The sequence below is a fragment of the Paracidovorax wautersii genome (assembly GCF_031453675.1).
Lineage (GTDB): Bacteria > Pseudomonadota > Gammaproteobacteria > Burkholderiales > Burkholderiaceae_C > Paracidovorax.
Genome location: NZ_JAVIZX010000001.1, coordinates 4,327,745 through 4,340,647, shown reverse-complemented (window position 1 = coordinate 4,340,647; position 12,903 = coordinate 4,327,745). Strand labels below are relative to the sequence as shown.

Here is a 12,903-nt window from a genome sequence, read left to right as displayed (position 1 = left end):
GGGCCGATGATCTAAGCGGCTGGTGGCATGCCAATCACAAGCTCACCCAGGCGAGTGACCTTCCCAAAATCGGAACCCCGCTCTCGCATCTCGATGGACATCTTTGCCACCTTCACTTCGGCATTCAAGCTGTTGCTGATGGAGTCCAAGCCCTTCGACATGGCCTCCACATCCGTGGCGCTGATCTCCTTGCGGGCCAGGGCCAGAAGGGCGTTGGAGACGATTCGCCGCAGGTCGCCCTGGGTGGTGACTTGAGGCATGCTTGCCAGCGATTCGATCAGGGTAGGCGCTGCTTTCATTTCGGTTCTCCTTTGCTTGCTTGTTTGAGTTCGCGGGCCATGCGTCTGATGGCTAGTTGTTCGCGCTTGAGAGCGATGAGCCAGTCGGGGGCGTCGCCTGCTGGGATTCCGGTGTTGGATAGCACTCTCCGCACATATGCATCAGCCAACTCGGCGCTCTCGGTTTGGCGCTTCTTCGCCACCACCTCGGATCGCTCGGGATGGGTTTCGAGGTACATGGACGCATAGGTGATGCAGTGTTCCCTGTTCTTTTCGTACCACGACCTTCTATAGATGGACATCTGGTCGCGTCTTGCTGCCTTCCACGCCCGGTTTTTGGCAAGGACTTGCTCCGTCCTTGCATAGGCGCGGATGCGCTCTCTGTTGGCCTCGACCCATGCGCGTTTGTGCTTCTTGCGACAATCTTTGCAGTCGCCAGCGGCTCCATCCTTGTTGCGCCGGTCGGACGGAAAGCCCTCCAACCCCTTCACCTCCGCGCACTTGCTACACACCTTCACCTCGCCAGCTCCATCTTCGAGCACCAGTGCTCCGCAGCGCCGCGACTTATCAGAGTGCGCCGGCCAACCTTCATGATTTCAGGCCCTCGGCCATTCTTCAGGAGATCATAGAAAAACGTTCTGCCGATGCCATGGAGCATGCAGAACTCTTCGACTGAGTAAGCCGACTTGCCGAAGGCCAGTTCTTCATCCTCCCCTGCTGGGCGTTGCATTTGATGGCTTGCCTTCATCACCATGTAGCCGTTGTCCAGCAAAAGCCGAACTGCATCGTCAATATTGGTCATGCTTTCCTCGTTTGCCCTTAGGCGCAAAAAAGCCCGCTGGGTGCGGGCTGTGGGTTGGGTGGTGGTGGCTCCTGCCACCGGTCGCGCTTGTCGCCGCGCTCGCGGCTACGTCGGCTTGCCATTGGGGGCTCCGGTGATGCCGTAGCGCCGTTCAAGGGCGCGTGTGAACTTGATGATTTCCTCAGCGCTTTCTGAGAAGAACATGCGCTCGATCTCCTCATCCTTCAGCGGCACCAGCGCCGGCCCCTGTGGTGCAGCCTGGGCGCGCACGGCTTGCAGGTTTGCTCGCACCGTGTCCGAGTTTTGGCAAGCCTTGAACATCAGGCACGCGGCGTAGGGGTGGTACTCCACACGGGTGCACGGCATGCCGCACTCCCCGCAGGGCGCCAGGGTGGTATCAGCCGGCATGGTGGGGCTCCTTTTCAAGGCTGTGCTTGCAGCGCAGCCCGTCTTTCGTAGGTTTCAAGAACCGGATACGGATCGTGAGCCAGCCGCAGCCGACGCATTGGTAGAGGTCATGCATCACGCCCACCCCCTCCCCCTGCCGGCGCCTGGGGCGCAGCGGCACGGTCAGCCAGCAGGGCCGCTTGGGTGTCGCGCATTTCGTCCCACTGGTGTGCCGGGATCGCTGGGCCGTAAGCCATGCCCCAGGCCAGCGCTTCACGGAACAGCGCCACCAGGGGCACGCTCGGCGCGCTCACTGCAGCACAGCCCCAGCGGGCCAGGACGGCGCGGCCTACTCGAACCGCATCTTTTACGGTTGTGCCGATACCCCAAGGGTGTAGCCCTGGGATTGCTCGAATCACATCCGCAATTTCGTCGTCGCTCGGCACGGCCCCACGGGCGCGCAGGGCGACGAGGGCTTCCAGGTCCTCGAATGCCTGGTGGTCGTTGCCATAGAGGCTGACGACCAAGGCCATCAATCGCTTGTCGCCTTCCTGCAACGGGAAGAAGTGTTCCCAGCCGTACTCGGTTGCGCCGTAGCTCGGCGGACAGCTCTCTGCTCCTGCCTGGGGCTGGCCTTGCGGCTTGTATCCATCGACTCCAAAGGTTCCGGCAATCACCAACATGTGCCGCCCCCTGGGAAGCGCTGCGAGTTCGCCGGCGCTCAGGTTGGAGCCAATATCCACGTAGCCGCCTGAACCAATGTCCAGATAGGCAACGTGCCGGGCCGGCGCTCCTGCCTGGGGCGCCGGAGCGGTGTTCAGCAGATCTTGGATCTCGCACGACAGCCGAAACGGGCAGCGCGGCTCGTGAGACCCTGGGTGCGGGCCGCAGGTCTTGCACTCGCAAAGTGCTTCAAGTGCTTTCAGCTTGGCGTAGACATCCGATGGCAAGGCATCTGCCAGCTTCGGCGCCGCGCTGCTAGCGGCCGGCGCTGATGCGGTCAGGGCGGCGACTATGTCGTTTAACTTAACCCAATCGCCAGATTGATCCAATTCCATCCGGACTCGATCTTCTCGAAAAATTTCCGGTTCGTAGCGATTGACCAGGCGCAGCGCTTCCGGCAGGCCTGCCGCTGCTGCGGGGTGGGGGGTGGGGGTCATGGTTGGTTTCCTTTTGAAGCGTCATCAAGGTTCTTCTGCAGGTCTTCCGCCGCCCGCAGCAAATCGCTGGCCGCTTGCAGCGCCAGTTGGATATTTGCTTCTGCCGCGCGTCGCAGATCCGCTTTGACGTGCCGCATGGGGTCCGCCAAATCAAAAGAATCTCGCGATGCCTCAATGCGAGCCACCAGCAAGGCCATGTCTGTTGCCAGTTCATTCGCCATGGTGGTCGCCCCCCTTGCTTGCATCCTGGCTGGGCGGGGCGGCGGCCACCATGGCCTCATACGCCTCGCCGTAGATGCCTTCCTCAATGCGCAGCACCTCGGCCTTGACGTTCTTGTAGACCGCCGGGCCATTCGCGTACTTCACGGCGGCCGCCTTCATTTCCTCAGTGGCTTCGCGCGGCACGCTGACCCACCCATCAGCCGCATCGGCTGGCTGGGATGCGGCATCGGCGCGGGCTGCATTCCAGAACGGCGTCAGCCAGTGACCTTCTGGTGGCGGGTTTACGCCCTGGGCGCCGAACGCCAGCGCACCGGTGATCGTGTCGGCCACCATGGCGCGTATGCCTTGCGGGTCGGCGTCCATGGAATAGCTGGTATGTGGGGCGAGCGCAGCCGTGGTGCACAGCCACACGTCATCGCGCATCACCTGCTCGCCGTTGATCGTGTCCGTGTAGAGAACTGGCACCGCTTTGCCACCCAGCGTCCAGCCCTGGGCCGTTCGAATGTCCAGCGCCTGCTGGTAGCCGGAAACGGGCTGGGGTGCGCTGTAGAGCTTCGTGCCGGCTGGCACCTGCTTGAGCAGGGTGACGTGCAGCTTCTCGGCGCCACCGGGCGCCACCGGGAACATGGAGAAAACTTCGGCCACCGGCCCGGCCTTCGCGGCAAGCCTGCGCATCGCCAGAATCGCAACATTGGACATCTTCCAGACCGCATGCGTCTCTGGCAGGTCTTCAAGCTCTGCATCCGGCCGGCCTTCAGACCATTGCAAGATGCCCCAGATCTCGCGCGCAACTTCGGCGCGCTCTGTGTCTTTGGTGTCAGCCATGCGCCATCTCCTTCGCAATGCGCTCGGAGCGCTTCAGTTGCTTGATGAGCGCCGCCAGGTCTCCAGCTTGAAATCCCACGCGCTGGCCTCCGCGCTCTATCCACAGCTCCACCGGGTCGCCCTTGGGCGCTGGGTAGTGACCAACGATCAACACGCCGCTGTAGCGCTCGCCTGTTTCCATTGATGTATCGATGTGGGCCGTGACGGTTTCAGCTGACGGCGCAAACTCAGTGATCTCGGTTGCCATGCGGCCTCCAATAGATAGGGGTGGGTAGACGAAAATGGCGCCTCAGAAAAGAGGCCACCTTGAACAATCCCGAACACGCCAAACTCATCGCCACTTACAGGCGGGCAGCGGCAGACGCCGCCCACAAGCAGGCGCTGATCAAGGCCGACTCAACGAAGGGGCCGAAGGCGATCCAGACGGCGCTCGACACCGCTGCGAAGGCGGTAAAGCGGCGGGACTCTTATGCGGCGAAGCTGGCTCAGCTTGGGGTGAGCGTCGATGCGTAATCGGGGGTCAGATGGCGTCCATCACGCATTCGATGAAGATGCGCGCGGCTTCCGCGTTGATGGCATTGCCGTAGGCGCGCAGTCGTCCCACTCGGGCGGGAGCCCCATGAGCCAGCGGGAATGTGCCGGGTTCAACTGGCCGCCACTTGGCATCCCGGCAGAGAAGCCAGTCAGCATTTCGCCAGACGCCGTTCGTCGGGCCGGCCCCGGCGCCAGGTGGAACGCTTGGTCTGCCAAGCTGATCTGCGGGTCGGTCGGCTTGCGGGCGCTCAGTACCGGCGGCCGAGACTTCGCTTGCGTCATGGTGCTGTCCGGCGTGTTCCATCCAGCTAGGTGGACGGCTTCCTGCATGAGCATGCCCCCGGCGTTGCGTGCCGCGCGGTTCTCCGGCGTATCGCAGCCGCTTTTCCAGTCGCGTGCTGCTGGAGTTGGCCATCCAGTAAGTGCGGTCACGGATGTGCGGCGCACCGACGCTCGAAGACGGGAAAGCAACCGCCCCGAAGGCAAAGCCCAGGGCTTCCAGGTCAAGGGCCACAAGGTCGAGCCAAGGTGCTGCGTCTTTGCTCGCAACTTGCTCTCCAATAACGACTGCTGGACGGCGCTGGCTGATGAGCCAGTGGAAGTGGGGCCAAAGGTGCCGCTCGTCATCAAACCCAGCGCCTTGGCCTGCCTCGGAGAAAGGTTGGCAAGGACAGGAACCGGTCCAAACAGGTCGGTCGTCGGGCCAGCCGGCGCGGCGCAGGGCCAAGCTCCAGACTCCGATCCCGGCGAAGAAATGACACTGGGTGAATCCGCGCAGGTCGTCTGGGTGAACATCCTCGATGCTCCTTTCGTCAACTACGCCAGGCGCGATGTGGCCGGCGGCAATGAGGTTGCGCAGCCACTGAGCCGCGTACTTGTCGAACTCGTTGTAGTAAGCGGCCATGGGGCTGAAATGCAAAAGGCCCGCAGCGTTGGCAGTGGGCCTGGGAAGGGATGCCCTCTAGGGGCGCGAAATTGAACCGCAGCGGCGCAGAGACAGAAACGTGATCGAATGAGCCTTTTCAGAGGTGCCCATGTCTATCACCCGTTCTGTCGAGCTGCCCAACGGGCACGATGTTTCTGTGACTCTGTCGCGTGCTGGATTCGGCTTCCAGATCGAAGAAATTGATCTGGAAATTCATCCCTATCGCACGATCGAATCACCGGACGGCGGGCCGTATCGGTCTGAGGCAGAAGCACTGCGCGCCGCTGAAGAGATCGCGACCAGGGCTCTCCGTCTAGGCTGACTAAGCTGCCTGGCGGGCCATGGCGTGCACCTCTTTGTGGTGCTTGTCGCAGAGCCAGACCACATCCAGCGGACGGCTGTAGTCGGGGTGGTGGCCGTGCGGTCGCCCGCAGCATTCGGGGACGGCGCACACGGGCCACGGGATCACGCGGCCATCGCGCACTGCGTTGCCGAGCGTGATGCGAGCCTTGCTCCTGTCGGGGCGCAGTGCGCGTTGGGATGTGGTGTTGCGCCTCGCTGCGAGCTTTCCTGCCTCGCTGCTTTGCCATTCCCTCTTTTTGGCCTTGCCGCGCTCCGACTTTGCGTAGCGGCGGTGCGCTTCGTGGGCGTTTGGATTGGTTGCCAAATACCGCTGCCTTGCCCTTTCGTGGGCGGCCTTACCTCCCTCCGTTTGTGCGTAGCTCGCGCGTGCTGCGACCCTTTGCGGATTAGACCCGCGTTGCCTGTCGTACGCTCGAACTCGTTCCAGATTAGCGAGGCGGTACGCCGTCGCACTGGCTTTGATGCACTCTTTGCAACGGCTCTTGTTTCCCTTGTAGAACTCGTCGGCATCCTTGGTGGTGTTGCATTGTTTGCAGTGCATAGCACCCCCTTCAAAAAGGCATGTCGTCACTGTCCATGTCATCGAAGCCGGACGCGGCGCGCTGGGCCGGCGCTGGCGCTGGGGCTCGTGGCGCGGGAGCAGGCCGGCGGTTGGCTGGCGCTGGCGCCGGGGCGCTCTGGCCATCGTCTTGCCCACCGCCGTCCTGCCGGCCTCCCAGCATCTGCATGCTGTCCGCGCGAATCTCGGTGCTGTACTTCTCCACGCCCGCCTGGTCGGTCCACTTGCGGGTGCGCAGGCTGCCTTCCACGTAGACCTGGGAGCCCTTGCGCAGGTACTGGCCCACGATCTCGGCCAGACGGCCGTTGAAGACCACGCGGTGCCACTCGGTGGCTTCCTTGTTCTCGCCGGTGCTCTTGTCGCGCCAGCGGTCGGTGGTGGCGATGGTGACATTGGCGACCTGGTCGCCGCTGGGGAAGGTTCGGATCTCGGGGTCGCGCCCTAGGTTGCCGACGATGATGACTTTGTTCACGGATGCCATATAGGCCTTTCAAAAATGCCCGCCAGCCAGCCCGGCGGGTGTTGTGGTCACGCGGCCTGCAGTTCTGCAGGGCGGTGGATGTGGTCGAACTCTTCGATTACCTCGGCGTAGTACTCGCGGGCAGCCGCGACCTTTTCGGCGATGGCGCGCTCCTTGGCGAAGTCGCGCTCAATCAGCCAGGTGGTCAGCCGCAGGTGCTCGGGGATGTGACTGACGACGTGCAGCTGCAGCGGCTCGTAGCCGATCAGGCGCTCGGGGGTGTCCACGAGGGCATGGTTCACCTCCCACTCGTCGGCGTCCCACAGCCACATGTAGCCGCGCATTTGCCACTCGTAGAGCTTGTCTTCGCAGTCCTTCGTCCAGCCGGGGAAGGTCTTGGCCGACCATGAAGACTTGAGGTCATGCCCACGCCGGCGCGGCGCGTCGAACAGGTCGCACTCGCCGGTGATGAGGCCATTGTTCTTGCGCTCGGCGTTCTTCGTGAGCGACAGGCCGCGCACACGGTTCAGCAGGGCGATGCTGAGGTCTTCGACCTCGATGCCCTTCTGCGTCTCCTTGCTGGAGAACTCGAACTCCACTCCGAAGATTTCTTGCTGGGCCAGCTCGCGGATGTACGTCTTCGCGCCCACAGACAGCGGGCCTTCGGCCTTCGTCTTTGGTTCGGTCATCAGCTTGCCGATGCTGGAGCACCGGAAAAGAATCTCGCGCATCACGACTCCTTCAGATCAGCGCCGCGCGCCTGCACAGCAGCGGCAAAGGTTGCGTACCCATCGCGGTCCTTAGCGCCCTGGAAGACCTTCACGCCTTCCTTCATCACCTTGGACAGCGCATCCCGGTCGGCGGCGGCTTTCGCCTTTGCGCACCACTCGTCGCGCAGCAGCTGCACCTGGGCCTGCCGCTCTTCGTCCACCAAGTGGCGGACCAGCTCGGCGTCCAGGTCTTCTAGGTCCTGGCTGAACATGTCCGATGCGGCGGTGACGTTGAGCACCATGGCGATCTTGGCCCGCTTGCAGGCCATCTTCAGCACGGTGTTTGCGAGGTCTGCGGGCTCCGTGCGGACCTGCTGGACGGTGTAGTGGCCGCCCTGCTTGCGGCCGAACTTCAGCCGGCGGTGCGTCTCGGGTGTCACCTCGAATTCCTCGGCGCAGACGGCCTTGCGCCAGCGGTACTTCTCTTCGTCGGATGAGCACTCGCCCAGCCCGGACCCCAGCGTGGCGCCGGATGTCTGGTGCTCGCCAATGCAGTTGACCCGGTAGCGGATCACGCCGTCGCGCGACAGGTCCGTGACCTCGTAGCGGTCGGCAATGCGGAAGGTCATGCACAGCACCTCTGCGCCGGATTTCAGCAGCGTGGGTTTGTCGCCCGCGCCGGGAATCGCGCCGTAGTGCACGTTCTGCTTCATCACGGCCTGCATGACCTGCTGGACGGTCTTGGCGTGGGCGACGACTTCAGCGGTGGGGTTCGCGCTCTTGGCGGGAACCATGCTGGCTGTTTCAACTTCAACGACAGCGTTCATGGCTCGGTCTTTCAGTACGTGATGGAAACGGCCGGGATGGCCTTCTTGGCGATCAGGGTGATGACCGTCTTCGCGTCGGCCTCGGAGAGCCCGCCTTCCACCAGGGCGTCTAGCGCGGCGCGGTTGATGCGCTGTCGGTGCGCCTTGTTGGCCTCGCGGCGCTTGGCCTCCTGCGCGTCGGCTTCGGCCTGGGCGGCTACGCGGCGCTGCTCGGCGGCGACGGCCTCGGTGGCGCGGCGCGCAGCGTCAGCCACGGCCTGCTGCTCGCGCTGCTGGGCTTCGACCTTCTCGCGCTCGGCACGCTCGTTCGCTTGCTGCAGCTCCTGCTCGCGGCGCGTGGCGGCGTCGCGGTCGGCCTGGGCCTTGGCCTCAGCTTCAAGCTGCGCGCGCGCCGCAGCATCCCGCGCGATTTGCTCTTCGCGGTCGCGCTGCTCGCGGGCTGCGGCTTCCTGACGCAGGCGGGCCAGCTCCACCTGCTCGGCCTCGTACTTCTCACGCGCGGTGAGCGCGGCGGTCAGGGCGGCAACGGCCTTCGCCTTGGCGCTGCGGGCCTCTGGTTCGAATTCCTGCCAGGACTCGTCCACGGTCTTCGCTTCGACTTCGGCCAGCGATGCGCGGATCTCGGCGGCGTCCAGGTCGTGGTGCTCCTTGGCTCGGAGCTGGAACCATTCGATTCCCGCCTTGTGGCCGGCCTCGCGCGCCGCCTCGGCTTCTTCCCAGTCGGTGAGAGGCTTGCGCACCTCATCCTTCCAGGCGTCCATCTGGTCGCGCCATCGTTTGCGCTCTGCATCAACCAGCGCGGGCTCCTTCTTCATCTCGGCCACGAGGTCCTTGCCCAGGTTGTCCACGGCGGTCTTGCCCTTGGCAACTTGGTAGGCGATGGAAGCGATGGCGTCGCGACCCTTCTTGGTGCTGGTGTCGGGCACGAAGGTGTCCAGGTGCTCGCGCACTTGATCCAGGTAGGGCTGCAGGCCCAGTGGTTTGACGAACACCTCGCGCACCGTTTCCGGCGGCGGCAGAACGATCAGTTCAGTTGTGCTGCTCATGTGCTCTTTCAAAGAATCCAGTGCCCGATGTACTGGGCGTTTGCTCGCACCAGGGCGAGGGCGGCGAGGAATGGCAGGACGATGAAGGTCCAGGCCAGAAGCCAATAGAAGTGCTTCATGGGGCGGCCCCCGTGGCCTTTGAGATGGCGGCGCGTGCCGCGATCAACCGCTTCCGGTCTTCGTGGCGCTCTTCCCTAGTGAGCGGCGCTCCGGCGCGGCAATACGCTTCGTCCAGGCCCTGCAGCGCCTCCAGCAGCTCGGGTGCGGCGGCGATCAGGTGGGCATTTGCCGCCTGCGGGCTTTCCGTATCGGCGGCGATGCCCCAAGGGCTCATCACGGCGATCAGTACCCCGCTTTCCGCCGGTCCGCGCACCTCTATGTCGGCGTACTGCGTGTTAAGGCTCCAAGGCCCTGGCGTGTGCTTAGCGCTCATGGCGTCTCCTTCAGGCACTCAATCGTCTTGTCGTCCAGCCAGTTGGCCGTGCGGTCACCACACACCCGGCGGCCGGCGAACTCGCGCGAGGACAGGGCCTCAGCTTCCTCGTGCTCTGCAGCGGCCAGCGATTCGTCAGCGGCAAAGGCACCGACAAGCAGGTGCGCCGCTGCGGCGATGATCACCAGCATCAGGGCGTTTTTCAGGTTTTCGATGGGGGGCATGGCATCCTCACGACACGGCCAGGAACAGCTCCACGCGAGCCATCCACTGCTCGGGGTTCCAGGCCTTGGGTTGATTTCGGTAGCCCTCGCGGGCCTCCATCAGGAGGCCGATGGCGGCGGCCTCACGCTTGTGGGCGCGGTGGCTGCGGGCGCTGGCTTCGCGTGCGCGGTCCTCGATCAGCGATGCGCGGCGGGTTACGTCGGCGGTCATCAGTCGCGATCCTCAGGATGGTCTGGATCGCGCGGATCGGGGTGGGCCATCAAGCGGCGCTCGTGATCGCGTTCGCGCAGCGCCTGCTCTCGCGCCAGGTGGTCTATGTCGGCGGGCAGCGCCCACCAGCGGTGCAGGATTGCGCCGTGCACGGGGTTGACGTGGGTGTTCATGGGATCTTTCAGCACGATGTCTCCGCAGGCCACGCGGCAGTGCGTGCTCCTCCCAGGCGCATCAAGGTGCGGTCGTCCCAGGTGTGATGCGTCAGCAGCAGTTGCAGCGCCTCGGCAATCACTGGCAGCGATGGGCTGACGCGGTTGACCTGCGCCGCCAGCACCTGCAGCAGCTGCGCGAAGATGTGGGTTTTGGTGGCGCCCCACCCCTGGTATTCGGGGGGCATGCGGGCTGTGAGTTGCTTCAGCGCCGCCTCTGCGTGCTCCAGCATTTCGTCGCGAGCCGCCTTGGCACTGGCGGCGCAGATGCGTGACTCCGTTGTCAGCGTTTTGGCCTTCTGACGTAGTGCATAGGCATCAACCTGCAGCTTCTCCAGCTTGGCCTGTTTCCGATGCTGCGCGGCCGCATGCCGCTTCTCGCGGGACAAGTTCTTCTGCCGCACATGGCAGCCAAAGCACGTCACCGCAGATTCTCCGGGATGAGTTTCAGTGTTCATGGATTGCTCCGGGCATGAAAAAGCCGCCTCGGTGGGCGGCTTGGGTGGTGGTGTAGTGCGCTCAGGCTGATTGCGGCGCAGGCAACTTGGCGACGTACACCCGTGCGATTGCGACAGCAAGCGGCTCGTAGCCGCCCTCGAAATGCTTGACCATGTCATCGACAAAAGCACGCAGGACGGCTTCTGTCGCCTGGGCTTGGGCCAGCGCGGCGTCTACTGCTTTGGGGTCCATGTCGCGCTCCAAAGAAAAAGCCCGCACGCGGCGGGCCGGTGGTTGTAGAGAGGCCGCTGCCCCATCAGGGCTGCAGGGGGAATGGGGGGGTAGAGGTTTTCAGGGAACCCCCTGCGCGGCTGGAAAAGAAATAGCCCCGGCTGGCGGGGCGAACACCCTCGGGGACGAGGGTGGGAGGGAGGTGGTTCCTGACCTTATTGCAGGCTGTAGGCGGTGGCGAAGGCTGTTTGATCGGCGTAACGCTCGGTCGCATTGCCGTCGATCACGATCACCGTGCCGCTCGTGTAGTTCTGCACGATGGCATCGCCGTCGCCAATCGCCAACTCGGTGCAGCGGCCGCTCACGTTATTCAGTGCGCACATGGCGCTGTAGACGGCTTCGGCCTGGGCTTGGTTGAGGATCATGTCGTTCTCCTGAAAAACAAAAGCGCCTCAATGGAAGCGCCTTTGGTTCTCGCCCTGGGGTCAGGGCTGCAGGCATCTCCCCGCACTGCGGGCTCCTGCGTCGGCCTGGCGCCGTGTGCCCGATCACTATCGGGTGCCGTTTTCTCCCCACCTCCAGCTTCGGGGCCAGAGGGTCGCCGCACGTTCATGAAAGGGTGCGCCGCGTGTGCTTTTGCTTCTGCCGCACGGGATCAGGGGCAGGGCGGCCGCAGCCACCTTCATCCTCTCGCTGTTTTAAAGACGCATGTCGGGTTGCTCTCGATGGATTGGCCCCATCGCGGCACCAGCCGGGGCTGTTGTGTGCTGCGATGGGTGAACTGTAGCAATCGCTACCGATGGTTGTCAATAGCAAAAGCTACTCAAATCGCTAAAATTCCTCCACGCCCCTCGGGCGAAGGAGCAGAGATGGAGCGAGCGGACGAAAAAAAGCCCACCGAGGTGGGTGGGCTGGTTGCCGACAGTGCGGCGATCGCGGAGCAGATCACTCCCGAGATGACTTGGGCGGGGGCTGCTTGTCTGGTGGACGTGATTGACCACGATCGTGAAGGATTGGCTGAGGAGATTTATACCGCCATGGAGAAGGCGCGCCGGAAGGGCCTACGCCCCGACGAAATGAGCCAGGCTCCCAGTGAGCCTGCAGCCTCCAGCAGCACTCCGTGATGTCGTGGCACATGTCATAAACCAGAGCGGAACTGATCCAAACGGTTTGCCGCTTGCCTATGCGGGACTTGGCGTTTACATCAGAAATCTTGCGAAGGCGAGGGTTGTCGTCATCCGACTCAATCATGGAGCCATCCACATGGTGGACGATAAAGTCGCGCATGCTGTTGATCGGCCCAATTACTTCAAAGACATCTTTCAGATCTTGCGCGCGCTCGTGCGCCAGTCCAATGTTATGGGCGATCGAGTTCAGGAAGTCCATGGCCCCTCGCGCGCGAGTGCCCGAAAAAAGTGCCCGCCCCACCTCGGGAGAGACGCCTGCATAGTGACGTAGGGTGCTCCTAAGCACGCGTTCCAGGTCCGCCCAATTCAGAGTGAGAGCTCCAATCGACGCTTGGAAAGCGCCATGCTCTTCACGAATGATCTGCACTGTCTCGTCTGGCGTGTTATCCAGTGACCAAAATTCCATCAGTCCCTCCATGGCTGACCGGTAATGCGCGCCATCGTGGCACAAAAAAGCCCGGCATCACCGGGCAAAGGCACACTGCGAGTGTTCGTGTCAGAAGGGAGCGTTGGATACCGTGACGCTCACGGGCCCGATGCCAGACCAGATGAGGTTTGCGCTGTCCCGCTCCCGCACTTCGAACCAGTCCGGCTGCACCTCGCGCAGCTCGTAATCGGCGGCCGGGCGCGGCAAGATCACCGTGGATGGCTCGCGCCAACACCAGGCCGGCATAGTCAGCAGAGTGGGGTGGTCAGGTGGGTTGTTCATTGGCGCGTCTCGGGTGGGAATGGTTCGTACTCATCGTCTTCGTCGGCTGTGTACCCCGTCGCGGATGTGAAGCGGATTCGTGCGATCAGAGGCTCAGCGTCTCCCGGGGTCAGCGCACACAGCCATGATTGCGGTTGGAGATCAGATTTCGCTTTCGTGT

25 protein-coding genes are annotated in these 12,903 nt (G+C 63.4%); 3 read left to right on the top strand and 22 right to left on the bottom strand.

Annotation, left to right across the window (positions count from 1 at the left end):
• Window positions 1-11 precede the first annotated feature (11 nt).
• From QE399_RS19710 to QE399_RS19675, 8 genes are all read right to left on the bottom strand, one after another.
• Window positions 12-299 carry a hypothetical protein gene (locus QE399_RS19710; RefSeq protein WP_309831496.1) on the bottom strand — a complete coding sequence of 96 codons (288 nt, stop codon included), beginning with the start codon at window positions 297-299 and terminating at the stop codon, window positions 12-14.
• Window positions 296-820 carry a hypothetical protein gene (locus QE399_RS19705; RefSeq protein ID WP_309831494.1) on the bottom strand — a complete coding sequence of 175 codons (525 nt, stop codon included), beginning with the start codon at window positions 818-820 and terminating at the stop codon, window positions 296-298. Before QE399_RS19705 ends, QE399_RS19710 begins: the two co-directional genes overlap by 4 nt.
• The gene (locus QE399_RS19700; protein ID WP_309831492.1) at window positions 793-1,080 is read right to left on the bottom strand and encodes a hypothetical protein; all 288 of its coding nucleotides are present in this window, start codon (window positions 1,078-1,080) and stop codon (window positions 793-795) included. Before QE399_RS19700 ends, QE399_RS19705 begins: the two co-directional genes overlap by 28 nt.
• A 105-nt stretch (window positions 1,081-1,185) precedes the next feature.
• A complete protein-coding gene (locus QE399_RS19695; RefSeq protein WP_309831490.1) occupies window positions 1,186-1,488 on the bottom strand; it encodes a hypothetical protein in 303 nt (100 codons plus the stop codon).
• 107 nt (window positions 1,489-1,595) lie between these two features.
• The gene (locus tag QE399_RS19690) at window positions 1,596-2,627 is read right to left on the bottom strand and encodes a hypothetical protein (RefSeq protein ID WP_309831488.1); all 1,032 of its coding nucleotides are present in this window, start codon (window positions 2,625-2,627) and stop codon (window positions 1,596-1,598) included.
• The gene (locus tag QE399_RS19685; protein ID WP_309831486.1) at window positions 2,624-2,848 is read right to left on the bottom strand and encodes a hypothetical protein; all 225 of its coding nucleotides are present in this window, start codon (window positions 2,846-2,848) and stop codon (window positions 2,624-2,626) included. The genes QE399_RS19690 and QE399_RS19685 overlap by 4 nt, the downstream gene beginning before the upstream one ends.
• Complete coding sequence (locus QE399_RS19680) at window positions 2,838-3,674, bottom strand: hypothetical protein (protein ID WP_309831484.1); 837 nt, start codon at window positions 3,672-3,674, stop codon at window positions 2,838-2,840. The genes QE399_RS19685 and QE399_RS19680 overlap by 11 nt, the downstream gene beginning before the upstream one ends.
• Window positions 3,667-3,921 (bottom strand): hypothetical protein, encoded by a 255-nt coding sequence (locus QE399_RS19675; RefSeq protein ID WP_309831482.1) that lies wholly within the window; start codon window positions 3,919-3,921, stop codon window positions 3,667-3,669. Before QE399_RS19675 ends, QE399_RS19680 begins: the two co-directional genes overlap by 8 nt.
• Before the next feature lie 59 nt (window positions 3,922-3,980).
• On the opposite strand from QE399_RS19675, the gene QE399_RS19670 reads away from it, so the two are divergent.
• Window positions 3,981-4,187: a hypothetical protein gene (locus QE399_RS19670; RefSeq protein ID WP_309831480.1), complete on the top strand. Its 207-nt coding sequence runs from the start codon at window positions 3,981-3,983 to the stop codon at window positions 4,185-4,187.
• Between the two features lie 7 nt (window positions 4,188-4,194).
• Here QE399_RS19670 and QE399_RS19665 read toward each other — a convergent pair whose 3' ends face one another.
• A complete protein-coding gene (locus tag QE399_RS19665; RefSeq protein WP_309831478.1) occupies window positions 4,195-5,112 on the bottom strand; it encodes a DNA cytosine methyltransferase in 918 nt (305 codons plus the stop codon).
• 130 nt (window positions 5,113-5,242) lie between these two features.
• Here QE399_RS19665 and QE399_RS19660 point away from each other — a divergent pair, with 130 nt between their 5' ends.
• The gene (locus QE399_RS19660; RefSeq protein ID WP_309831477.1) at window positions 5,243-5,455 is read left to right on the top strand and encodes a hypothetical protein; all 213 of its coding nucleotides are present in this window, start codon (window positions 5,243-5,245) and stop codon (window positions 5,453-5,455) included.
• Here the strand turns inward: QE399_RS19660 and QE399_RS19655 are convergent, their stop codons facing one another.
• The 12 genes from QE399_RS19655 to QE399_RS19600 all read right to left on the bottom strand — a co-directional run bounded on the left by QE399_RS19655 (window position 5,456) and on the right by QE399_RS19600 (window position 11,272).
• A complete protein-coding gene (locus QE399_RS19655) occupies window positions 5,456-6,037 on the bottom strand; it encodes a hypothetical protein (RefSeq protein WP_309831475.1) in 582 nt (193 codons plus the stop codon).
• A 10-nt stretch (window positions 6,038-6,047) separates the two neighbouring features.
• On the bottom strand, window positions 6,048-6,536 hold the full coding sequence (gene ssb / locus QE399_RS19650) for a single-stranded DNA-binding protein (RefSeq protein ID WP_309831473.1): 489 nt from the start codon (window positions 6,534-6,536) through the stop codon (window positions 6,048-6,050).
• Between the two features lie 47 nt (window positions 6,537-6,583).
• Window positions 6,584-7,246, bottom strand: coding sequence for a hypothetical protein (locus QE399_RS19645; RefSeq protein ID WP_309831471.1), 663 nt, complete (start codon window positions 7,244-7,246; stop codon window positions 6,584-6,586).
• On the bottom strand, window positions 7,246-8,052 hold the full coding sequence (locus QE399_RS19640) for a hypothetical protein (RefSeq protein WP_309831468.1): 807 nt from the start codon (window positions 8,050-8,052) through the stop codon (window positions 7,246-7,248). The genes QE399_RS19645 and QE399_RS19640 overlap by 1 nt, the downstream gene beginning before the upstream one ends.
• Window positions 8,053-8,063: 11 nt before the next feature.
• The gene (locus QE399_RS19635; protein WP_309831467.1) at window positions 8,064-9,098 is read right to left on the bottom strand and encodes a coiled-coil domain-containing protein; all 1,035 of its coding nucleotides are present in this window, start codon (window positions 9,096-9,098) and stop codon (window positions 8,064-8,066) included.
• A gap of 115 nt (window positions 9,099-9,213) precedes the next feature.
• A complete protein-coding gene (locus tag QE399_RS19630; protein WP_309831465.1) occupies window positions 9,214-9,531 on the bottom strand; it encodes a hypothetical protein in 318 nt (105 codons plus the stop codon).
• Window positions 9,528-9,755: a hypothetical protein gene (locus QE399_RS19625; RefSeq protein ID WP_309831463.1), complete on the bottom strand. Its 228-nt coding sequence runs from the start codon at window positions 9,753-9,755 to the stop codon at window positions 9,528-9,530. Before QE399_RS19625 ends, QE399_RS19630 begins: the two co-directional genes overlap by 4 nt.
• A gap of 7 nt (window positions 9,756-9,762) precedes the next feature.
• The gene (locus QE399_RS19620; protein WP_309831461.1) at window positions 9,763-9,966 is read right to left on the bottom strand and encodes a hypothetical protein; all 204 of its coding nucleotides are present in this window, start codon (window positions 9,964-9,966) and stop codon (window positions 9,763-9,765) included.
• Window positions 9,966-10,139, bottom strand: coding sequence for a hypothetical protein (locus tag QE399_RS19615; protein ID WP_309831458.1), 174 nt, complete (start codon window positions 10,137-10,139; stop codon window positions 9,966-9,968). The genes QE399_RS19620 and QE399_RS19615 overlap by 1 nt, the downstream gene beginning before the upstream one ends.
• A gap of 8 nt (window positions 10,140-10,147) precedes the next feature.
• Window positions 10,148-10,636: a hypothetical protein gene (locus tag QE399_RS19610; RefSeq protein ID WP_309831457.1), complete on the bottom strand. Its 489-nt coding sequence runs from the start codon at window positions 10,634-10,636 to the stop codon at window positions 10,148-10,150.
• 61 nt (window positions 10,637-10,697) lie between these two features.
• Window positions 10,698-10,868, bottom strand: a complete 171-nt coding sequence (locus QE399_RS19605) for a hypothetical protein (RefSeq protein ID WP_309831455.1) — start codon at window positions 10,866-10,868, stop codon at window positions 10,698-10,700.
• 194 nt (window positions 10,869-11,062) lie between these two features.
• Complete coding sequence (locus QE399_RS19600; protein WP_309831453.1) at window positions 11,063-11,272, bottom strand: hypothetical protein; 210 nt, start codon at window positions 11,270-11,272, stop codon at window positions 11,063-11,065.
• A 444-nt stretch (window positions 11,273-11,716) separates the two neighbouring features.
• Between QE399_RS19600 and QE399_RS19595 the strand changes: the two genes are divergently transcribed.
• The gene (locus QE399_RS19595; RefSeq protein WP_309831452.1) at window positions 11,717-11,971 is read left to right on the top strand and encodes a hypothetical protein; all 255 of its coding nucleotides are present in this window, start codon (window positions 11,717-11,719) and stop codon (window positions 11,969-11,971) included.
• 559 nt (window positions 11,972-12,530) lie between these two features.
• Here QE399_RS19595 and QE399_RS19590 read toward each other — a convergent pair.
• On the bottom strand, window positions 12,531-12,743 hold the full coding sequence (locus QE399_RS19590; protein ID WP_309831450.1) for a hypothetical protein: 213 nt from the start codon (window positions 12,741-12,743) through the stop codon (window positions 12,531-12,533).
• Window positions 12,744-12,903 lie beyond the last annotated feature (160 nt).